Below are 21,878 nucleotides of genomic sequence, written 5' to 3' on the forward strand. Positions count from 1 at the left end.
ACGCCCTGACGAGCGCCCTGACTAGCGCAGCAGTACGCCGCCCCCCGCGCCCGTGTCACCGGCCGCGTCGGCCTCCGCCGGGGCCGCGACCAGCCCCAGTTCGGCCGGCGTCGCCAGCAGCGGGTGCGCGGGCAGGATGCGCACGGTGTAGCCGTAGGGCCCCGTGCGGTCGAGGGCGAGCGGGCCCTCGTACATCCAGCGCCCCTCCAGGTCGGGCCCGGCGGCCGGCTTGAGCGGGAAGGTCCGCCCGTCGCGGATCACGTCCTGGGGATCCACCCGGCCGGCGACGGCCTGTACCTCCACGTCCTCGGGGGTGAGTGCGTCGAGCGCCACCCGGACCCGCAGCGTGAGGGTGGCACCGAGCTCGGCGGTGCCGTTCACGGGAGCCGCGGCCAGCGCCTCCACGTGCTCGACGACGACCCGCGGCCAGGCCGCCCGGACCCGGCCCTTCCACCAGGCCAGGTCCCGTGCCGCATCGGGGTTCAGGGCCCGGTGGGCGCGCGCGGCCGGCGCGTACAGCCGCTCCACGTACTCCCGCACCATGCGCCCCGCGAGCACCTTGGGGCCCAGGGAGACGAGGGTGCGCCGGACCATCTCGATCCACCGCACCGGCAGTCCGCTGCGGCCCGCCCGGTCGTAGAACCGCGGCGCGACCCGGCCCTCGATCAACTCGTAGAGGGCATTGGCCTCCAGGTCGTCGCGCCGGTCCTCGTCCGTCCCGAGCCCGTCGGCCGTCGGGATGGCCCAGCCGAAGTCCGGCTCGAACCACTCGTCCCACCAGCCGTCCAGCACGGACAGGTTGAGGCAGCCGTTGAGCGCCGCCTTCATCCCGCTCGTCCCACAGGCCTCCAGCGGCCGCAGCGGGTTGTTCAGCCAGACGTCGCAGCCCGGGTAGAGCTTCTGTGCCATGGCCATGCCGTAGTCGGGCAGGAAGACGATCCGGTGCCGCACCCGCGGGTCGTCCGCGAAGCGCACCAGCTCCTGCACGAGCCGCTTGCCCCCGTCGTCGGCCGGGTGCGCCTTGCCCGCGACGACGATCTGCACGGGCCGCTCCGGGTCGAGCAGCAGCCTGCGCAGCCGGTCGGGGTCGCGCAGCATCAGCGTGAGCCGCTTGTACGAGGGCACGCGGCGGGCGAACCCGATGGTGAGCACGTCCGGGTCGAGCACGGAGTCCACCCAGCCGAGTTCGGCTCCGGCGGCCCCGCGCTGGAGCCACGAGGCCCGCAGCCGGTCGCGCACCTCCTGCACCAGCTGCTCGCGCAGCACGCGCCGCAGGTCCCAGATGTCCTGGTCGGCGATGTCGGCGACCGCGTCCCAGCGCTGGGAGCCGCCCACCGACAGCGCGTCCTCGGTCCGCCCGGCGCCGATCTGGCGGACTCCGAGACGGACGACCTCGGGGGCCACCCAGGTCGGGGCGTGCACGCCGTTGGTCACGGAGGTGATGGGCACGTCGGCCGGGTCGAAGCCCGGCCACAGCCCGGCGAACATGCCCCGGCTGACCGCCCCGTGCAGGGTCGAGACCCCGTTGGCGCGCTGGGCCAGGCGCAGCCCCATCACCGCCATGTTGAACACCCCGGGGTCGCCGCCGGGATAGGACTCGGCGCCCAGTTCCAGGATCCGGTCGACCGGCAGGGCGGCCAGCTCCGCGCCGGGCCCGAAGTGCCGGGCGACCAGGGCCCGCTCGAAGCGGTCGATGCCGGCGGGCACCGGCGTGTGCGTGGTGAACACGGTCCCGGCGCGCACCGCCTCGACGGCGGCGTCGAAACCGAGCCCCTGCTCCCCCTCCAGTTCCCTTATGCGCTCGAGCCCGAGGAATCCGGCGTGCCCCTCGTTCGTGTGGAACACCTCGGGGTCGGGGTGCCCGGTGATCCGGCAGTACGTGCGCACCGCACGCACGCCTCCGATGCCGAGCAGCATCTCCTGGAGGAGGCGGTGGTCGCTGCCGCCGCCGTAGAGCCGGTCGGTCACCTCCCGGGCGCCGGCGTCGTTGTCCTCGACGTCGGAGTCCAGGAGCAGCAGCGGTACCCGGCCGACGCGGGCCTGCCAGATGTGCGCGTGCAGGGCTCGGCCGCCCGGCAGGCTCAGGGACACTCGGGCCGGTGCCCCTTCGGTGTCCCGCAGCAGGGACACGGGGAGCTCGTTGGGGTCGAGGACGGGATAGTGCTCCTGCTGCCAGCCGTCACGGGAGAGGGACTGGCGGAAGTACCCGTGGCGGTAGAGCAGTCCCACGCCGATCAGCGGGACGCCGAGGTCGCTGGCGGCCTTGAGGTGGTCCCCGGCGAGGATCCCGAGCCCGCCGGAGTATTGCGGCAGGGCGGCGGTGATCCCGAACTCGGGGGAGAAATAGGCGATCCCGGCGGGCAGCTCGGCGCCGTTTTCCTGGCTCTGGTACCACCTCCCGCCGTGTACGTAGTCGTCGAGGTCGGCGGCGACGACGGCGAGCCGGCGCAGGAACCGCCGGTCGCCGGCCAGTTCCTCGAGCCGGGGGGCGGAGACTGCGCCGAGCAGCCGGACGGGATCGCCGCCGGCGGCCTGCCAGCCCTCGGGGTCGACGGATTGGAAGAGTTCGCGGGTCTCGGCATGCCACGACCAGCGCAGATTGCGCGCGAGGTCGGCGAGCGGCAGCAATGGTTCCGGGAGAACGGGGCGCACGGTGAATCGACGGATAGCCTTCACACGTTCTACCTTCGCAGGCGATTACGGATCGAAGCGGCCGCACCACGCTGTGCGTCCGCGCATCACCCCGGGAAGGCTAGCTTCCCTGCGCCCCGCCCTGCCACGGTGCCTCGGGCGCCGAGAGCCGCCGAGCGACGCGGGACGGCGCCGAAACGGAGCCGGAACGACCCCGCCCCGGGCACCGCGTGCGCTGCACGGGTGGCCGGGGCGGCTGTGTGTGGCGGGTTCGGCCGGTCAGGGCCGGGTGAAGTAGCCGAGCAGGTCGGTGATCACGTGGGTGCTGCCGCCGTAGCTGTTGGTGATGTTGACGCGGCCGTCACCCACGGGGGTGGTGACGTGATTGGGGACGGTGTCACCGGGACGGGTGTTGAGGCTGCTGGCGTCCGGGCGGGTGGCCCCGTATCCGTACACGGTGAGGAACCCGGGGCCGGTGGACTCGGTCGCGGTGACGTTCAGCGCCGCGCCGACGGCGCCCGCGGGCAGGCCGGTCACGGTGGTGGTGGCGCCGGGGGCGAGCTTGCCGGTGGTGCGGGTGTCGGCGAGGCGGCGCGGGACGGTCGGGGTGAACAGGGCCTGGCCGTCCTTGCCGTACCAGCCGACGGCGTCGAGGATCAGGTGCGTGGAGCCGGTGTTGGTGTAGAGGGTGACGGTGCCGTCGGGGCCGACCGGGAGGATGGCCTGGTTCGACTTGTCCTTGCCGGGCTCCAGGTTGAGGTTCGAGGTCGCGGGCCGGTTCGCCGGGTCGGGGTAGGCGATCACGTGGGCGTTCTCGGTGCTGGCGGTACCGGTCAGGTTGACCGCGACGGCGGTGGCGTCGGCGGGGATCCCGCCCACGCCGGCGACCTTGACGGTCCGGCTCTGCCCGCCGCCGAGCGCGCCGCCGGTCGTACGGGTGTCGGCGAGGCGGGTCGGCGCGATCGGGCTGAAGCGCTGCCCGATGCCGGGCTGGTAGTAGCCGACGAAGTCGACGATCAGGTCGGCCCGGCCGGAATTGATCTCGGCCTGGATCTTGCCGTCCGAGCCGACCGGGACGGTGACCGTGTTGGAGGAGGTACCGCGAGCCCGGACGTTGACGTTCGAGGTCGCCGGGCGCGGCTGCCAGGAGGGCCACACGGTGACGTGGGTGTCCTCGGTGGCGCCGGTGACGGTCACGTTGAGGACGGCCGCGGCCATGCTGCCGGAGAGGTGGTGGTCCGCAATCGCCGTGCCGACCGGCAGGACCACGGATGTACGTCCACCGCTTTGGAAGGCGCCGGGGTAGGGACGGGTGTCCAGCACGCGGAACGGTGCGGTGGGCACGTAGCCGGACGCCGAGTAGTCGACCTTCACGCTCCGGGTGGCCGTGGACCAGGCCCCCTGGGAGTCGCCGACGGTGACCGCCACCTTGTATTCGCCGGGCGCTGCGTAGGTGTGCTGGGTTTCGTAGTGCTGCTCGGGGCTGCCGTCGCCGAAGTCGATGTACATGCGCTCCACGGGCCACGGGGCGCTGGTGGCTCCGGCGTCGACACGAATGGTCAGCGGGCGGGTGCCGCCGAACGGTCCGTCGGTGGTCGGCAGGACCGGCTCGGTGGTGAAGGCGGCAGTCAGCGGACCGGCCGGGGTCACCTTGGTCGTCTGCTCGGTGGAGGCCTTCGCCCCGACGCCGTTGATCGCCGTCACCTTGACCGTGCACGTGCACGGCCCGCTGTAGACGTGCGTGGCCGTGGCGTTGGCGCCGTTGCCCTGGCGCGTGACGACGGGAGCGGTCCCGTCGCCGAAGTCCACCTCATAGGCCATGACGGTGGGCCACTGGCTGTTCGAAACCGCCTGCACCACCACCGGGGTACCGGCCGGCGCGTACGTCCGGTCGATCGTCATCCAGACCTGGCTCAGACCGTCCTGGGTCTCCTGGGCGCCCCGGTCCAGGTATCCGCCGTCCTTGCCGGTGTTGGGGACTCCCGGGTCGTCGGCGGTCGGGTCCCCGGAGAAGTCGCTCGGCAGTACGCCCGGCGCCGTCGGGTCGGCGGAGTCGACGGTGGGCGAGCCGGCCATCTCGCCGACGCCTTCACGCGACGGGGTCAGGATGTCGTGCGCTCCCCGGCCGGTGGCGTCCCGGAAGGCGGCGGGCGTCTGGTAGACGGCGCCGGACCAGGTGTAGGCGGCCGCCAGCGCGGTATGTCCGGTGATCAGGTTGTAGTCGGCGCGGGTGCCCTCCGCCGCGCTCTGCGCGACCGATAGGCCCGCCCGCGGTTCGGCCGACTGGCATGCGGTGGAAGTCGCGTTGGTGTACAGCACGTTGTTGAACAGCGCCGAGCCGGCCGAGCCGCCGCCGACCGAGACGGTCGCCGCGCAGAGGCCATCGAGCGTGTTGTTCGTGACGACCGTGCCGGGCGCGTCCACGACCGTGAGCGGCGACCGGTAGACGTCGAACATGAGGTTCCGGCTGAGGACGGTGCCCCGGGAGCCGCCTTCGACTTTGACGCCACCCCTCAGCCGCGTCCGGCTGACCCGCACGTCCGTGCTGCCCTCGCCGACGACGAGTGCCTCGAGCCTGCCCCGCCGGATGTCCATCCGGTCCAGCTCGACATCGGCGGAGCGGTTGACGCTGACGCCCGCGGTGGTGGTCAGCCCGCGGACGACCACATGAGAGGCACCGCTGAGGGTCAGGGGCTTCGAAACCTGCGGCGCGGGTTGGCCGACCGGATCGGCGACGAACGTGATCGGCTTGCCCGGCTCGCCGGAGCGGTCGATGGTGACCGCCTCCTCGTAGACCTTGCCGGTCTTGATCCGCACGGTCTGGCCCGGCCGGACGATCCCGGCGGCCGCCGAGATCGTGCAGAACGGGGCGGCCTGTGCACCGGATCCGGCGTCGGAGCAGCCGGCGTCAACATTGTCGACGTACAGCGAGGGTGGCGTATCGGCGGCCGCAGCGCCCGGGACACCGAGAAGGGTGACGAGGCCCGCGGCAAGCAGGACCACCGTACGAGTGGGACGCAACAGGAAGGTTCCTTCAAAAAAAGAGCGATGTGAATTCAGGACATTCCGGCGGGCGGAAGCACACAGGATATTCACAGAGACGACCCCCATGATCTCTCCTCCGGAGGGCGCTGTCACTCCGGATATTCCGCCCTCACCGCCCCAAATCCCCAGTCGCGAACGGGGTCTGTGGTGCTGGTGGGACGGGGGTGTCACGACGTACATCCGTTAGTCCTGACCGACTTGACTGAGCCTCGGCGGATGTCGGCCAGGGGCTTGGTCTGGGCCGCGCGACTACGTACGAGTAGTTAACCAAGCGCACGGATTGGGCGGGGTGAGAGTGGGCAGGGCTCCCCGCGTACACGCACGGCACCCCGCCCCACCACCTCTCCCGCCACCCGAGTGAACGCGGACAGGAGCGGCCATGCCCGCAGCCCAGCCGTCTTCTGAGCGGCTAGAAACAGAGCGAACAGAGCGTGCACGACCAGCCGGTGCTCCGGCTGGGCTGTTGTCACCGAGTCCTGCGAACTGCCCCCAGGTGATCCCATCATGATCGGTCGCATTCCCGTGCTGGACGTCCGCCCCGCCGTCGACTGCGGAGCCAGACCCGCCAAGGCGGTCGTGGAAGAGGTCTTCGAGATCTCCGCCACCGTGTTCCGCGAGGGCCACGACGCCGTCGCCGCCCATGTCGTACTCCGCGATCCCAGCGGGCGGCTGCGGCCCCCCGTGCCGATGCGCGAGCTGGCGCCCGGCACCGACCGGTGGGGCGCCCGGGTCTCCGCCGAGGTCGAGGGGAGGTGGACGTACACCGTCGAGGCGTGGAGCGACCCGGTCGGCACCTGGCAGGCCCACGCCGCCATCAAGATCCCCGCGGGCATCGATCCCGGGCTCACCCTGCTCGAGGGCGCCGAGCTCTACGAGCGGGCGGGCTCCAGGATCCCCAAGAAGGACGGGCGCGAGCACGTACTGGCCGCCGCCACCGCGATGCGCGACGAGGACCGCCCGGTGCCGCTGCGGTACTCCGCCGCCCTCGCAGCCCCGGTGCAGGTCGCGCTCGCCCGGCGGCCGTACCGGGAGCTGGTCACCGCGTCCAAGGCCCTGCCACTGGTCGTGGAGCGCAAGCGGGCCCTCTTCGGCTCCTGGTACGAGATGTTCCCGCGCTCCGAGGGAGCCGTCCTCGAGCCGGGCGAGCAGCCCGTGAGCGGCACGTTCCGCACCGCCGCCGACCGGCTGCCGGCCATCGCCGCGATGGGCTTCGACGTGGTGTACCTGCCACCGATCCACCCCATTGGGAGTACGTACCGCAAGGGCCCGAACAACACCCTTTCGGCTGGAAGTTGGGACCCCGGGGTGCCGTGGGCCATCGGCTCCACCGAGGGCGGCCACGACGCGGTCCACCCCGAACTCGGCACGATCGAGGACTTCGACGCCTTCGTCGCCCGCGCCCGCGAGCTGCGCATGGAGATCGCGCTCGACTTCGCACTCCAGTGCTCCCCGGACCACCCCTGGGTGGAGAAGCACCCCGAGTGGTTCCGCCACCGGGCCGACGGGACGATCGCGTACGCGGAGAACCCGCCGAAGAAGTACCAGGACATCTACCCGATCCACTTCGACACCGACATGGCCGGCCTCGTCGAGGAGACGGTCCGGATCCTGCGGTACTGGATGGACCACGGCGTCCGCATCTTCCGGGTGGACAATCCGCACACGAAGCCGGTCGTCTTCTGGCAGAAGGTGATCGCGGACATCAACAAGTCCGACCCCGACGTGATCTTCCTGGCGGAGGCCTTCACCCGGCCCGCCATGATGCGCGCGCTCGCCGCGGTCGGCTTCCAGCAGTCGTACACGTACTTCACCTGGCGCAACACCAAGGCCGAGCTGACCGAGTACCTGACGGAGCTCGCGGACACCCGTTCCGCCGCCGTCATGCGGCCGAATTTCTTCGTCAACACGCCCGACATCCTCCACGAGTACCTCCAGCGGGGCGGCCGTCCGGCCTTCGAGGTGCGCGCCGTCCTGGCCGCCACCCTCTCCCCCACCTGGGGCGTCTACGCCGGCTACGAGCTGTGCGAGAACGCCCCGGTCCGGGAGGGCAGCGAGGAGTACCTGAACTCCGAGAAGTACGAGTTCCGGCCGCGGGACTGGGCGGCCGCGGACCGCGAGGGCCGCACCATCGCCCCGCTGATCACCGCCCTGAACCGGATGCGCCGCCGCAACCCGGCGCTGCAGCAGCTGCGCGACATCCATTTCCACCCGACCGACAACGACCAGGTGATCGCCTATTCGAAGCATGCCGGCGCCAATTCCGTACTGGTGGTCGTCAACCTCGATCCGCACCACACCCAGGAGGCGACGGTCTCGTTGGACATGCCGGTACTCGGCCTCGACTGGCACGGGTCCCTCGCGGTGCGCGACGAGCTCACCGGCGAGACCTACCACTGGGGCAGGGCCAACTACGTGCGCCTGGAACCGGGCCGCACGCCCGCGCACGTACTGGCGGCTCTGCGACCGTCCCCGCCCACCGGAGGGTCACCCACCACATGATGATCAACGATCCCGTCCACGACACGTTCGAGGACACCCCCGCGAAGGACCGCGACCCCGACTGGTTCAAGCGGGCGGTCTTCTACGAGGTGCTCGTCCGGTCCTTCCACGACAGCAACGGAGACGGCGTAGGGGACCTGAAGGGACTCACCGCCAAGCTCGACTACCTCCAGTGGCTGGGCGTCGACTGCCTCTGGCTGCCGCCGTTCTTCGCCTCGCCGCTGCGCGACGGGGGCTACGACGTGGCCGACTACACCTCGGTCCTGCCCGAGTTCGGCGACCTCGCCGACTTCGTGGAGTTCGTGGACGCCGCGCACCAGCGCGGCATGCGGGTGATCATCGACTTCGTCATGAACCACACGAGCGACCAGCACGAGTGGTTCCAGCAGTCCCGCAAGGACCCGGACGGGCCGTACGGCGACTACTACATGTGGGCCGACAACGACAAGCAGTACCAGGACGCCCGCATCATCTTCATCGACACCGAGACCTCGAACTGGACGTACGACCCGGTCCGCAAGCAGTACTACTGGCACCGGTTCTTCTCGCACCAGCCCGACCTCAACTACGAGAACCCGGCCGTGGTGGAGGAGATCGTCTCCGCCCTCCGGTTCTGGCTGGACCTCGGGATCGACGGGTTCAGACTCGACGCGGTGCCCTACCTGTACGCGGAGGAGGGCACCAACTGCGAGAACCTGCCGCGCACCCACCAGCTCCTCAAGCGGGTCCGCGCCGAGATCGACGCGCACTACCCCGACACCGTGCTGCTCGCCGAGGCCAACCAGTGGCCCGAGGACGTCGTCGACTACTTCGGCGACTTCACGAAGGGCGGGGACGAATGCCACATGGCCTTCCACTTCCCCGTCATGCCGCGCATCTTCATGGCCGTACGAAGAGAGTCGCGCTACCCCGTCTCCGAAATCCTGGCCAAGACCCCGGCGATCCCGGACCGCTGCCAGTGGGGCATCTTCCTGCGCAACCACGACGAGCTCACCCTCGAGATGGTCACTGACGAAGAGCGCGACTACATGTACGCCGAGTACGCCAAGGACCCGCGGATGCGGGCCAACATCGGCATCCGGCGCCGGCTCGCCCCGCTCCTCGACAACGACCGCAACCAGATGGAGCTGTTCACCGCCCTGCTGCTGTCGCTGCCCGGTTCGCCGGTGCTCTACTACGGCGACGAGATCGGCATGGGCGACAACATCTGGCTCGGCGACCGCGACGGCGTCCGCACGCCCATGCAGTGGACCCCGGACCGCAACGCCGGTTTCTCCTCCTGCGATCCGGGCAGGCTGAACCTGCCGGTCATCATGGACCCGGTCCACGGGTACCAGGTCACCAATGTCGAGGCCGCGATGGCATCGCCCTCCTCACTGCTGCACTGGACCCGCAAGCTGATCGAGATCCGCAAGGCGAACCCGGCGTTCGGACTCGGCTCGTACACCGAACTGCCGTCGTCCAACCCTGCGGTGCTCGCCTTCCTGCGCGAGCACGGCGACGACCTGGTGCTGTGCGTGCACAACTTCTCCCGCTTCGCGCAGCCCACCGAGCTGGACCTGCGGTCGTTCAACGGGCGGGTCCCGGTGGAGCTCACGGGTGACGTGCGCTTCCCGCCGATCGGCGAGTGGCCGTACCTGCTCACCATCGCGGGGCACGGCTTCTACTGGTTCCGCCTGCTGGGCGAGTAGCCGCCGAGTACGGGGTGGGCGCGCGAATGGGTCAATCGCCCGCCCCTGTACGGATCATCCTGACCCGACACTCGTACACCACCGGAGAAGCACTGAAGCCATCCGGGACACTCTCCGCATTCTGTGACGGCCCGGGGAAAGGACGCGACGCCATGTCGGAGGCTGCATCCGCCGGGACGACGAACACGACCGGACTCAGTCCGCTGGAGCCGATGCTGCGGGACTGGCTGCCGGTCCAGCGCTGGTTCGCCGGCAAGGGCCGGCGCATCGGCCGGCTCCGGATGATCTCGGCGGCCGATCTGCTGCCGCCGGGGTCCTCCCCCAGGCTGGTCCACCTGCTCCTCGATGTCGACGGCGACTGCTACCAACTGCTGCTCGGCGTCCGCGCCGCGCTGCCGCCGGCCCTGGCGCCCGCCCTCATCGGGCGCGCCGAGCAGGGCCCGTACGCCGGCCAGTACGTGTACGAGGGGCTCGGCGACCCGCGGCTGGCGGCCCTGCTGCTGGAACGATTGCGCGCGCCCGGCACCCTCGGCCCGCTGCGGTTCGACCGCGACCCGATGGCGCTGATCCCGGCGGCGCTCACCCCCCGGCCGCTGTCCGGGGAACAGACCAACTCCTCGTTGATCTACGGGGATTCGCACATCCTGAAGGTGTTCCGCCGGGTCGGCCCCGGGGTCAATCCGGACCTGGAGCTGCCCAGGGCGCTGGCCGCCGCCGGATGCGCCCGCGTGCCCGCGCCGGTCGCCTGGTACGAGGCCGAGCTGCCCGGCGCGGAGCCGCTGACGCTGGGCGTGCTCCAGCCCTATCTGCGTGGCTCCGACGACGGCTGGCAGCTCGCGCTGCGCCGGCTCGGCGCCGGGGCGGACTTCACCGCCGAGGCGCATGCGCTGGGCCGGGCCACCGCCGAGGTGCACAGTGCGCTCGCCGTCGCCCTGCCCACGGTCGCGCTGGGCCCGGAGCAGACCGCCCGGCTCGCCTCCGGGATGACGGCCCGGCTGGCGGCCACCGCCCGCGAGGTGCCCGCGCTGCGGCCCTACGAGGCGGGGCTGCGCGGGGCGTTCGACGCGCTGGCCGCCTCCCGCGGGGCCGGGGTGCCCGCGCAGCGGATCCACGGGGACCTGCACCTGGGCCAGACGCTGCGGACCGCCGACGGCAGCTGGGCGCTGATCGACTTCGAGGGCGAGCCGGCCCGGCCGCTGGCCGACCGGCGCCGCCCCGAACCCGCCGTCCGCGACATCGCCGGGATACTGCGCTCGTTCGACTACGCGGCCCGCTCCCACCGCCCGTTCGCCCCCGCCTGGGCGGACGCCTGCCGGGCCGCCTTCTGCGAGGGCTACGCCCGCACCACCGGCCGCGACCCGCGCGAGGACCCCGTACTGCTGCGCGCGTACGAGACCGACAAGGCGGTGTACGAGGCGCGTTACGAGTCCCGGCACCGCCCCGACTGGCTGCACGTCCCCATGGCCGCGATCCGGCGGCTCGCCTCCGGCGCGGACCGGGGATTCGGCCGTGCGCTGCCGGGCCCCGGGTCCGCAGCCCGTCCGACACCGTCCCACCGGCCCGGCCCCGGCGCCGCCGCGGGACCCGGCCCGGGCCCCGGGCCCGGTCCCGGCGAAGGCTTCTCCTCCCTCTCCCCCCACCCCCGCCCGCAGCCGCCTAGGAGGCCGCACACGTGAGCCCCGCCCGTCAGTCACCCTCCACCACCCCGCCGTCCGCGGCCCCGGCTCCGGCTCCGGCCGCCGCTCCGGGCCGCGGAGCGCCCGCCGCGGCGGCGCCGCGCAAGGCCCAGGCACCGCGCGCCCGGCGGGCGCCCGCGCACGGGGTACGGCCGGCGCCCGTGCTCGGGGCCGAGGAACGGGCCCGGCTGCTCGAGGGCCGCCACCACGATCCGCACGGGGTGCTGGGCGCCCGGACCCGGCGGGACGGGGTCGTCTTCCGCGTGCTGCGCCCGTACGCCAAGTCGGTCACGGTCATCGCCAAGGGGCTGCGGGCCGAGCTCCTCGACGACGGCGACGGGCTGTTCTCGGGGCTGCTGCCGCTGACCGGCGTGCCGGACTACCGGCTGCTGGTCGCGTACGACGGCGACGAGCTCGAGGTGCACGACCCGTACCGGTTCCTGCCCGCGCTCGGCGAGCTGGACCTGCACCTGATCGGCGAGGGCCGGCACGAGGAGCTGTGGACGGCGCTCGGGGCCCGCCCGATGGAGCACCAGGGCGTGGCCGGCACCCGGTTCACGGTGTGGGCGCCGAACGCCCAGGGGGTGCGGGTCACCGGGGACTTCTCGTACTGGGACTCGGTCGCCTACCCGATGCGCTCGCTGGGCGCGAGCGGCGTGTGGGAGCTGTTCCTGCCGGGGGTGGGCGAGGGCACGCTCTACAAGTACGACATCACCCGCCCGGACGGCAGCCACACCCTGCGCGCCGACCCGATGGCCCGGCACACGGAGGTCCCGCCGGCCACCGCCTCGGTGGTCACCGCGTCCCGGTACGAGTGGCAGGACGCGCAGTGGATGGCGCAGCGCGGCGCCCGCCCCACGCACCAGGCACCGTTCTCGGTGTACGAGCTGCACCTGGCGTCCTGGCGGCCGGGGCTCTCGTACCGGCAGCTGGCCGAGCAGCTCCCGCCGTACGTCAAGGAGCTCGGCTTCACGCACGTGGAGTTCATGCCGGTCGCCGAGCACCCCTTCGGCGGCTCGTGGGGCTACCAGGTCACCGGGTTCTACGCGCCGACCTCGCGGATGGGCGGCCCGGACGAGTTCCGGATGCTGGTGGACGCGCTGCACCGGGCCGGGATCGGGGTGATCGTCGACTGGGTGCCGGCGCACTTCCCGCGCGACGAGTGGGCGCTCGCGGAGTTCGACGGGCGGCCGCTGTACGAGCACCACGACCCGCGGCGGGCCGCGCACCCGGACTGGGGGACGCTGGAGTTCGACTACGGCCGCAAGGAGGTCCGCAACTTCCTCGTCGCCAACGCCGTGTACTGGTGCCAGGAGTTCCACGTGGACGGGCTGCGGGTGGACGCGGTGGCCTCCATGCTCTACCTGGACTACTCGCGGGGCGAGGGCGAGTGGGCGCCGAACGAGCACGGCGGCCGGGAGAACTGGGACGCGGTGGCCATGCTCCAGGAGATGAACGCGACGGTGTACCGGCGCTGTCCGGGCGTGGTGACGATCGCGGAGGAGTCCACGGCCTGGGAGGGCGTGACCCGGCCGACGGACGGGGGCGGGCTCGGCTTCGGGCTGAAGTGGAACATGGGCTGGATGCACGACACACTGCGGTACGCGACGAAGGATCCGGTCCACCGCAAGTACCACCACCACGACATGACGTTCGGGATGATCTATGCGTACAGCGAGAACTACGTGCTGCCGATCTCGCACGACGAGGTGGTGCACGGCAAGGGCTCGCTGGTGTCGAAGATCCCCGGGGACTGGTGGCAGCAGCGGGCCATACACCGCGCGTACCTGGGCTTCATGTGGGCCCACCCGGGCAAGCAACTGCTTTTCATGGGGCAGGAGTTCGCCCAGGGCTCGGAGTGGTCGGAGTCGCACGGGCCTGACTGGTGGCTGCTGGACTCCTCGTATTCGGCGGCCGGCGACCACCGGGGCGTACGCGACCTCGTGCGCGATCTGAACCACACGTACGCGGCGGCGCCCGCGCTGTGGGAGCGGGACACCGTGCCGGAGGGCTTCGCGTGGGTGGAGGCGGACGCCGCGGAGGACAACGTCTTCGCGTTCCTGCGGTACGCGCAGGACGGCTCGCCGCTGCTGTGCGTGTCGAACTTCTCGCCGGTGGTGCGGCACGGCTACCGGATCGGCATCCCGGAGGAGGTGCCGTCGTGGCGGGAGGTCCTGAACACGGACCTGGAGCAGTACGGCGGCAGCGGCGTACGCCATCTGCGGCCCCTGCGGCCCGAGCCCGTGCCCGCGCAGGGCCGGCCGGCGAGCCTGCGCCTGACCCTCCCGCCCCTGGCGACGGTCTGGTTCAGGCCGTGACGCCGGTGGCCCCGGTGACCTCCTCGAGCTCCTGAAGCAGCTTGCGCTTGGCGCGGGCGCCGACCATCTGCTTCACGGGCTCGCCGTCGCGGAAGACGAGCAGGGTCGGCATGGACAGCACCCCGTACCGGACGACGGTGGCGGGGTTGCTGTCCGCGTCGATCTGCACGACCTTGAGGCGGTCGGCCTCCTCGGCGGCGACGGCGGACAGCACGGGCGCGAGCTGCCGGCAGGGCCCGCACCAGTCGGCGGTGAACTCCACGAGGACGGGCCGGCCCCGCTCGGCGAGCACCTCCGCCTCGAAGTCCAGGTCGGTCACTTCGGCGACACCCTTGGCGTGGATCATCTCTTCCCTTCCCCTTCAAACGGTCCGGTCATTTCGCAGCGCGGCGACGCCGCCTCGCCGGCGGCCTCCTCGGCGGCGGTGAGCTGGCGCGCGACCTGCTCCCGTACGTCGGCCAGCTGGCCGATCAGCCCGTCGAGTTCGGCGAGCTTGCGCCGGTACACGGCGAGGGAGGCGGGACAGGAGTCCCCGGCGGGATGGCCGGCGCGCAGGCAGTCGACGAACGGGCGGGTCTCCTCCAGCTCGAAGCCGAAGTCCTGGAGCATGCGGATCTGGCGCAGCAGCCGCAGGTCGTCCTCGTCGTAGGTGCGGTAGCCGTTGCCGGTGCGGCGCGCGGGCAGCAGTCCGCGCGACTCGTAGTACCGCAGGGTCCGCGTGGTGGTCCCCGCCTGCTCCGCCAGTTCGCCGATGCGCATGCCCCGACGGTAATCCTTGACGCCGAGGTCAAGGCAAGGAGCGGCTCCGGGGTGAGGGGTGGGGCCCTCGCCACCCCCGTATGCGAGGGCCCCCGATATGGATCACGTGCGGGGAGGGCGGCCGGTTCAGGGCGGGTGCGGGAGATCGGTGGAGATCCGTGGAGATCGTGCGCAGGGGTATCGCAACGGTCGGCCGGAACCGTACGCTTGCCAATGGATCTAGAAACGATCCGATTACCGGACGGTCGCCGGGAAACCCGGCCAAAGCGCCTCACTCCATAGGACTTTCCTACGAGTTCTGGGCTTGTTTGAACGGTCTGTAGTCGCCACCCCTTGGGCACTCCTACGGTGTGCCCTGTGCACTCCAGCCCTCCCTTCAATGCCCCCGCCGCGCGTCGCCTCCGCGCAGCCCTGGGCATGGCTCCCGGTCATGTCGCCTATGGCCTGCGCGCCCAGTACGGACTGATCGTCGAGCCCGAGACCGTGATGGCCTGGGAGCGTGGCGAGATATCGCCCAGCTCCGCAGAGCTCACGGCGCTCGCGGGCGTGCTCTGGTGTGCCCCCGGCGAGCTGCTCGCCGAGCCCGTGACCTTGCGGGAGCACCGGATGGCCCGCGGCCTCGCCGCGGACGAGCTGGCCCGGCGGATCGGGCTGGAGACGAGCGCGTACCAGAAGATGGAGGACACCGGGCGCTGGAAGGGCAACGAACGGCAGTCCGTGGCCCTGGCGCAGGTGCTCGGGCTGTCGCTGGCCCAGTTCGTGGCGGCGACCGGCAAGCAGGACGAGCTCGCCGAGCTGCTGCGCAATGCGGTGACCACCCGCTGGCAGGCGTACGTCAAGCCGCTGGCCAAGCTGCTCCCGGTGCCCAAGCAGCACCTGGAGCCGGTCCTGGAGCAGCTGCACGCGGACTACCAGTCGAAGATGGTGGCCACCTTGAGCTGGGGCGGCGCCTCGGGCACGGCCGGCGCGGGGGACGCGGGCCGGGAGTTCCTGGCCGACATCGTGGCCCACTTCTGGGCCTTCGCGGGCGGCGCCCGCTAGGGGGTGTCCGGGGGCGGATCAGAAGACGGACTCGGCCTCGTACATGCGGCCCTCGGGGACCGTCTTCAGTTCGGTGACCGCCTGGGCCAGCGGGGCCATCACGATGTCGGTGCCGCGCAGGGCGGTCATGTTGCCGAAGTCGCCGCGGTGGACGGCCTCCACCGCGTGCCAGCCGAAGCGGGTCGCCAGGACCCGGTCGTAGGCGGTGGGGACGCCGCCGCGCTGGACGTGGCCGAGGATGACCGGGCGGGCCTCCTTGCCGAGGCGGTGCTCCAGCTCGGTGGCGAGGCGGTTGCCGATGCCGGCGAAGCGCTCGTGGCCGTAGGCGTCGATCGCGCCGCGCTCGTACGGCATCGAGCCCTCGGCGGGGTGCGCGCCCTCGGCGACGCAGATGACGGCGAACTTCTTACCGCGAGAGAACCGTTCCTCCACCATCTTCACCAGGTCGTCCACCTCGAAGGGACGCTCCGGCAGGCAGATCCCGTGGGCGCCGCCGGCCATGCCGGACTCCAGGGCGATCCAGCCCGCGTGCCGCCCCATGACCTCCACGACCATCACGCGCTGGTGCGATTCGGCGGTGGTCTTGAGGCGGTCGATGGCCTCGGTGGCGACCATGACGGCGGTGTCGAAACCGAAGGTGCGGTCGGTGGAGGAGATGTCGTTGTCGATGGTCTTCGGCACGCCGACGACCGGCATCCCGGCGTCCGACAGCATCCGGGCGGCGGTCAGGGTGCCCTCGCCGCCGATCGGGATGAGGGCGTCGATGCCGTAGCGCGTCGCCAATTCCTGCGCGTTCTCGGCGGCTTCGTGCAGCCGTGCGCGCTCCATGCGGGCCGAGCCGAGGATCGTGCCGCCGCGGGCGAGGATGCCGCTGACGGCGTTGATGTCGAGGGGCCGGTGGTGGCCGTCCAGGAGGCCCTTGAAGCCGTCCTCGAAGCCGATGACTTCGTCGCCGTGGCCGACGACGGCGCGGTGCACGACCGAACGGATGACAGCGTTCAGGCCCGGGCAGTCGCCGCCTGCGGTGAGAACTCCGATACGCATCGTGCTGTGTCTCCTGCTCCTGGTCGTACCGGGCCGTACGCGTGCGGGCGGACAGCCGTACATCTGAAGGGCGTATTGGTGGAGCCCCGTCCGATTGTTCCACGGGGCGGGGATGCGGCGCGTTCTGTGGTGCTCCGCCCACCAGGCCTTTCGGCCTCTCCTCCACTCCTTTTTCCGGCGGGCGCCCTATCTGCCCGCCGAGGTATTGTCAAGAGATCAAGCCCACCCTATCGGGGAAAATCGACTCGGATCCGCCCGCCGGCCCGGCGGGCGGCACCCACATCCAGACCATGGGACGGAGAGCCCGCGTGACGCGCAGCGTGTACGTGACCGGTATCGAGCGGGGGGACGGCCGGCAGGTCGTCGAGCTGGGGATCATGGAGCTGCTGACCCGCCAGACGGCGCGGGTCGGCGTCTACCGTCCGTTGCTGCACGACGGACCGGACCGGCTCTTCGACCTCCTGAAGGCCCGCTACCGGATCGACCAGGACGCCGGCGCGGCGTACGGCATGGAGTACCGCGAGGCCTCCGCCATCCTGGCCGAGAAGGGCACCGACGAGCTCGTCTCCCGCCTGGTGGACGGCTACCACCGGGTGGCCCGCGACTACGAGGTCATGCTCGTCCTCGGCACCGACTACGCCGATACGAACCTGCCCGACGAGCTCGCGCTGAACGCCCGCCTCGCCAACGAGCTGGGGGCCGTGGTCGTGCCCGTCGTTGGCGGCACCAAGCAACCCGCCGAGGCCGTGCGCGCCGAGGCCCAGAGCGCCTTCCGCGCGTACGAGAGCCTGGGCTGCCACGTCGTCGCGATGGTGGTCAACCGGGTGGCCGCCGAGGACCGGGACGCCATAGCCGAGCGGCTGGCCGCCCGCCTGCCCGTCCCCTGCTACGTGCTGCCGGACGACAAGTCGCTCTCCGCTCCGACCGTCGCCCAGATCACCCGGGCGCTCGGCGGCGAGGTGCTCCTCGGCGACGACGCCGGGCTGGCCCGCGACGCCGTGGACTTCGTCTTCGGCGGCGCCATGCTGCCGAACTTCCTGAACGCCCTGACCCCCGGCTGCCTGGTCGTCACCCCCGGGGACCGGGCCGACCTGGTCATCGGGGCGCTGGCCGCGCACGCCTCGGGCACCCCGCCGATCGCCGGCGTGCTGCTGACCCTGAACGAGCGTCCGGGCCCCGACATCCTGACGCTGGCCTCGAAGCTGGCGCCGGGCACCCCGGTGGTCTCGGTGGCCGGCAACAGCTTCCCGACGGCCGCCGAACTGTTCTCGCTGCAGAGCCGGTTGAACTCCGCGACCCCGCGCAAGCTGGAGACCGCGCTCGGCCTGTTCGAGCGGCACGTGGACACCGCCGAGCTGCGCGGTCTGTTGTCGGTGGCCCGCTCCGAGCGCGTCACGCCGATGATGTTCGAGCACGAGCTGCTGGAGCGGGCCCGCTCCGAGCGCCGCCGCGTGGTGCTGCCCGAGGGCGGCGAGGAGCGCGTGCTGCGCGCCGCGGACGTGGTGCTGCGCCGCGGGGTCTGCGACCTGACCCTGCTGGGCGAGGAGCAGGCGATCTTGAAGAAGGCCGGCGACCTGGGCGTCGACATCTCCGGCGCCCAGCTGATCGACCCGGCGACCTCCCCGCTGCGGGAACGTTTCGCCGAGTACTACGCCCAGGCCCGCGCCCACAAGGGCATGACCGTCGAGCTGGCCCTCGACGTGGTCACCGACGTCAACTACTTCGGCACCCTGATGGTCCAGGAGGGCCTCGCGGACGGCATGGTCTCGGGCTCGGTGCACTCCACCGCCGCGACGATCCGCCCCGCCTTCGAGATCATCAAGACGAAGCCCGACGCCTCCATCGTCTCCTCGGTCTTCTTCATGTGCCTCGCCGACCGGGTCCTGGTCTACGGCGACTGCGCGGTCAATCCGGACCCGGGCGCCGAACAGCTCGCCGACATCGCCGTCCAGTCGGCGGCGACCGCGGCCGCCTTCGGCGTCGAGCCGCGGATCGCGATGCTCTCGTACTCGACCGGCACCTCGGGCTCCGGCGCGGACGTGGACAAGGTCCGCAAGGCCACCGAGATCGTCCGCGAGCAGCGCCCCGATCTGGCCGTCGAGGGCCCGATCCAGTACGACGCCGCGGTCGAGCCCTCGGTCGCCGCTACGAAGCTGCCCGGCTCCGACGTGGCCGGCCGGGCGAGCGTGCTGATCTTCCCCGACCTCAACACGGGCAACAACACGTACAAGGCCGTGCAGCGCTCGGCGGGCGCGGTCGCGGTCGGCCCGGTGCTCCAGGGTCTGCGCAAGCCGGTCAACGACCTCTCGCGCGGCGCGCTGGTGCAGGACATCGTCACCACCGTGGCGATCACCGCGATCCAGGCGCAGGGCACGTCGGCCCCCACCGCCTGACCCCGCACAGCCCGCCCGGCCCCCACCACCGAGCCCTCACCCCGAAGGAAAGACCCTCATCGTGACCACCGCATCGCGCGTACTCGTCCTCAATTCCGGTTCCTCGTCGGTGAAGTACCAGCTGCTCGACATGGCGGACTGCGCCCGCCTCGCCGTCGGCCTGGTGGAGCGGATCGGCGAAGAGACCTCGCGGCTCGTGCACGAGCCGCTCACCGGTCCGGGCGCCGAGGGCGGCAAGCGCGAGCGGCTCGGCGCGATCGCGGACCACGGGGCGGCGCTCCGGGCCGTCGCGGCGGAGCTCGCGGCCGACGGACTGGGCCTGGACTCCCCCGAACTGGCCGCCGTCGGGCACCGGGTGGTGCACGGCGGGACCCGGTTCACGCAGCCGACGGTGATCGACGACGAGGTGCTGGCGGAGATCCGGAGCCTGATCCCGCTGGCCCCGCTGCACAACCCGGCGAACGTGACCGGCATCGAGGTGGCCCGCGCGCTGCGCGCGGACCTCCCGCAGGTGGCGGTCTTCGACACGGCGTTCCACTCGACGATGCCGGAGTACGTGGCGCGGTACGCGATCGACGCCGCGACGGCGGACAAGTACGCCATCCGGCGGTACGGGTTCCACGGCACCTCCCACGCGTACGTCTCGCGGGCGACGGCGGGGCTGCTCGGCCGGCCGGTGGAGGACGTGAACGTGATCGTGCTGCACCTGGGCAACGGGGCCTCGGCCTCGGCGGTCCGGGGCGGGGTGTGCGTGGAGACGTCGATGGGCCTGACCCCGCTGGAGGGTCTGGTCATGGGCACCCGTTCGGGCGATCTGGATCCGGCGGTCGTCTTCCACCTGGCGCGGGCGGGGGGCTTCTCGGTGGATGAGATCGATTCGCTCCTGAACAAGAAGAGCGGTCTGCTGGGCCTGTGCGGCGACAACGACATGCGCGAGGTGCTGCGGCGGGCGGGCGAGGGCGACGAGTCGGCGCGGCTCGCCTTCGCGGCGTACGTCCACCGCCTGAAGAAGTACATCGGCGCCTACTCGGCGGTGCTCGGCCGGGTGGACGCAGTGGTGTTCACGGCGGGGGTCGGCGAGAACGCGCACCAGGTCCGGGAAGCTGCCGTGGACGGCCTCGCGGAGCTGGGGCTCGTCCTGGACCCGGAGGCCAATGCGGTGCGCTCCCCGGAGCCGCGGCTGGTGTCGCCGGAGTACGCGCGGGTGGCGGTGGCCGTGGTCCCGACGGATGAGGAACTGGAGATCGCCACCCAGGCGTACGCCCTCGTTACTCAGTAGTCACTTGGACTTTCCACCAGACGGAATATTCCGCTACGAAACAAACCGATAGGATCCAGTCATGCGCCGTTCCAAAATCGTCTGCACGCTGGGCCCCGCCGTCGACTCGTATGAGCAGCTGAAAGCGCTCATCGAGGCAGGTATGAATGTGGCCCGATTCAACTTCAGCCACGGGTCCCAGGCAGAACACCAGGAGCGGTACGACCGCGTCCGGAAGGTCTCCGAGGACACCGGGCGTGCGGTCGGCGTCCTCGCCGACCTCCAGGGTCCGAAGATCCGTCTGGAGACCTTCGCCGAAGGCCCCGTCGAGCTGGTGCGCGGTGACGAGTTCACCATCACCACCGAGGACGTCCCCGGTGACAAGTCCATCTGCGGCACCACCTACAAGGGTCTGCCCGGCGACGTGGCCAAGGGCGACCAGGTCCTGATCAACGACGGCAACGTCGAGCTGCGGGTGACCGAGGTCGAGGGCCCGCGGGTCAAGACCATCGTCATCGAGGGCGGTGTCATCTCGGACCACAAGGGCATCAACCTGCCGGGTGCCGCCGTGAACGTCCCCGCCCTGTCGGAGAAGGACGTCGACGACCTCCGCTTCGCCCTGCGGATGGGCTGCGACATGGTCGCCCTGTCCTTCGTCCGTGACGCCACCGACGTCAAGGACGTCCACAAGGTCATGGACGAGGAGGGCCGCCGGGTCCCCGTCATCGCCAAGGTCGAGAAGCCGCAGGCCGTCGAGAACATGGCGGCCGTGGTCGACGCCTTCGACGCGGTCATGGTGGCCCGTGGCGACCTGGCCGTCGAGTACCCGCTCGAGAAGGTCCCGATGGTCCAGAAGCGGCTCATCGAGATGTGCCGCCGCAACGCCAAGCCGGTGATCGTCGCGACCCAGATGATGGAGTCGATGATCACCAACTCGCGCCCGACGCGCGCGGAGGCGTCCGACGTCGCCAACGCGATCCTCGACGGCGCGGACGCGGTCATGCTGTCGGCCGAGTCCTCGGTCGGCGCCTACCCGATCGAGACCGTCAAGACGATGTCGAAGATCGTCACGGCGGCCGAGGAGGAGCTCCTCTCCAAGGGCCTCCAGCCGCTGGTCCCGGGCAAGAAGCCCCGTACCCAGGGCGGCTCCGTCGCCCGCGCGGCCTGCGAGATCGCCGAGTTCCTCGACGGCAAGTCGCTGATCGCCTTCACCCAGTCCGGAGACACGGCCCGCCGCCTGTCGCGCTACCGCGCCACGCAGCCGATCCTGGCCTTCACCACCGACGTCAACACCCGCAACCAGCTCACGCTGAGCTGGGGCGTCGAGTCGCACGTCGTCCCGCACGTGGACAGCACCGACGCGATGGTCGACCTGGTGGACGGCGAGCTGCTCAAGCTGGGCCGCTACAACGAGGGTGACACCGTGATCATCACGGCCGGCTCGCCCCCCGGCGTCCCGGGCACCACCAACATGGTCCGCGTCCACCATCTGGGCGGCCAGTCCCAGGGCTGACACCGCACGG

At 71.5% G+C, this 21,878-nt stretch carries 13 protein-coding genes; 8 read left to right on the forward strand and 5 right to left on the reverse strand.

Annotated elements, in window-relative coordinates:
* Positions 1-21: 21 nt before the first annotated feature.
* Entirely contained in the window at positions 22-2,676 is a 2,655-nt protein-coding gene (gene glgP / locus OG299_RS13415) for an alpha-glucan family phosphorylase (protein WP_327361606.1), read from the reverse strand.
* A 234-nt stretch (positions 2,677-2,910) separates the two neighbouring features.
* Positions 2,911-5,652 (reverse strand): PKD domain-containing protein, encoded by a 2,742-nt coding sequence (locus OG299_RS13420; RefSeq protein WP_327361607.1) that lies wholly within the window; start codon positions 5,650-5,652, stop codon positions 2,911-2,913.
* A 528-nt stretch (positions 5,653-6,180) separates the two neighbouring features.
* Here OG299_RS13420 and OG299_RS13425 point away from each other — a divergent pair.
* The 4 genes from OG299_RS13425 to glgB all read left to right on the forward strand — a co-directional run bounded on the left by OG299_RS13425 (position 6,181) and on the right by glgB (position 13,860).
* Positions 6,181-8,175 carry an alpha-1,4-glucan--maltose-1-phosphate maltosyltransferase gene (locus OG299_RS13425; protein WP_266625308.1) on the forward strand — a complete coding sequence of 665 codons (1,995 nt, stop codon included), beginning with the start codon at positions 6,181-6,183 and terminating at the stop codon, positions 8,173-8,175.
* Positions 8,172-9,866: a maltose alpha-D-glucosyltransferase gene (gene treS, locus OG299_RS13430; RefSeq protein ID WP_266625310.1), complete on the forward strand. Its 1,695-nt coding sequence runs from the start codon at positions 8,172-8,174 to the stop codon at positions 9,864-9,866. The genes OG299_RS13425 and treS overlap by 4 nt, the downstream gene beginning before the upstream one ends.
* 152 nt (positions 9,867-10,018) lie before the next feature.
* Positions 10,019-11,542, forward strand: coding sequence for a maltokinase N-terminal cap-like domain-containing protein (locus OG299_RS13435; protein WP_327361608.1), 1,524 nt, complete (start codon positions 10,019-10,021; stop codon positions 11,540-11,542).
* A complete protein-coding gene (gene glgB, locus OG299_RS13440) occupies positions 11,539-13,860 on the forward strand; it encodes a 1,4-alpha-glucan branching enzyme (protein ID WP_327361609.1) in 2,322 nt (773 codons plus the stop codon). The genes OG299_RS13435 and glgB overlap by 4 nt, the downstream gene beginning before the upstream one ends.
* Here the strand turns inward: glgB and trxA are convergent.
* Both trxA and OG299_RS13450 read right to left on the reverse strand, forming a co-directional pair.
* Positions 13,850-14,206, reverse strand: a complete 357-nt coding sequence (trxA, locus tag OG299_RS13445) for a thioredoxin (protein ID WP_266625316.1) — start codon at positions 14,204-14,206, stop codon at positions 13,850-13,852. The genes glgB and trxA overlap by 11 nt on opposite strands.
* Positions 14,203-14,619, reverse strand: coding sequence for a MerR family transcriptional regulator (locus OG299_RS13450; protein ID WP_266625318.1), 417 nt, complete (start codon positions 14,617-14,619; stop codon positions 14,203-14,205). The genes trxA and OG299_RS13450 overlap by 4 nt, the downstream gene beginning before the upstream one ends.
* A 348-nt stretch (positions 14,620-14,967) precedes the next feature.
* Between OG299_RS13450 and OG299_RS13455 the strand changes: the two genes are divergently transcribed.
* Positions 14,968-15,660, forward strand: a complete 693-nt coding sequence (locus tag OG299_RS13455) for a helix-turn-helix domain-containing protein (protein WP_266625320.1) — start codon at positions 14,968-14,970, stop codon at positions 15,658-15,660.
* Between the two features lie 18 nt (positions 15,661-15,678).
* Here the strand turns inward: OG299_RS13455 and OG299_RS13460 are convergent, their stop codons facing one another.
* Positions 15,679-16,704 carry an ATP-dependent 6-phosphofructokinase gene (locus OG299_RS13460; RefSeq protein ID WP_030295196.1) on the reverse strand — a complete coding sequence of 342 codons (1,026 nt, stop codon included), beginning with the start codon at positions 16,702-16,704 and terminating at the stop codon, positions 15,679-15,681.
* Between the two features lie 308 nt (positions 16,705-17,012).
* Between OG299_RS13460 and pta the strand changes: the two genes are divergently transcribed.
* From pta to pyk, 3 genes are all read left to right on the forward strand, one after another.
* Positions 17,013-19,097 carry a phosphate acetyltransferase gene (gene pta, locus OG299_RS13465; RefSeq protein WP_327361610.1) on the forward strand — a complete coding sequence of 695 codons (2,085 nt, stop codon included), beginning with the start codon at positions 17,013-17,015 and terminating at the stop codon, positions 19,095-19,097.
* A 61-nt stretch (positions 19,098-19,158) separates the two neighbouring features.
* Positions 19,159-20,376, forward strand: a complete 1,218-nt coding sequence (locus OG299_RS13470) for an acetate kinase (protein WP_327361611.1) — start codon at positions 19,159-19,161, stop codon at positions 20,374-20,376.
* Between the two features lie 61 nt (positions 20,377-20,437).
* Positions 20,438-21,868 carry a pyruvate kinase gene (gene pyk, locus OG299_RS13475; RefSeq protein ID WP_266625328.1) on the forward strand — a complete coding sequence of 477 codons (1,431 nt, stop codon included), beginning with the start codon at positions 20,438-20,440 and terminating at the stop codon, positions 21,866-21,868.
* The last annotated feature ends 10 nt before the right edge of the window (positions 21,869-21,878 follow it).

It is taken from the genome of Streptomyces sp. NBC_01296 (assembly GCF_035984415.1).
Taxonomy (GTDB): domain Bacteria; phylum Actinomycetota; class Actinomycetes; order Streptomycetales; family Streptomycetaceae; genus Streptomyces.

What these genes read in the sequence shown, in the direction of transcription:
- trxA (WP_266625316.1), bottom strand. Translation starts at nt 14,206, where the DNA reads ATGATCCACGCCAAGGGTGTCGCCGAAGTGACCGACCTGGACTTCGAG.
- OG299_RS13460 (WP_030295196.1), bottom strand. Translation starts at nt 16,704, where the DNA reads ATGCGTATCGGAGTTCTCACCGCAGGCGGCGACTGCCCGGGCCTGAAC.
- treS (WP_266625310.1), top strand. Translation starts at nt 8,172, where the DNA reads ATGATGATCAACGATCCCGTCCACGACACGTTCGAGGACACCCCCGCG.
- pyk (WP_266625328.1), top strand. Translation starts at nt 20,438, where the DNA reads ATGCGCCGTTCCAAAATCGTCTGCACGCTGGGCCCCGCCGTCGACTCG.
- OG299_RS13425 (WP_266625308.1), top strand. Translation starts at nt 6,181, where the DNA reads ATGATCGGTCGCATTCCCGTGCTGGACGTCCGCCCCGCCGTCGACTGC.
- OG299_RS13435 (WP_327361608.1), top strand. Translation starts at nt 10,019, where the DNA reads ATGTCGGAGGCTGCATCCGCCGGGACGACGAACACGACCGGACTCAGT.
- OG299_RS13450 (WP_266625318.1), bottom strand. Translation starts at nt 14,619, where the DNA reads ATGCGCATCGGCGAACTGGCGGAGCAGGCGGGGACCACCACGCGGACC.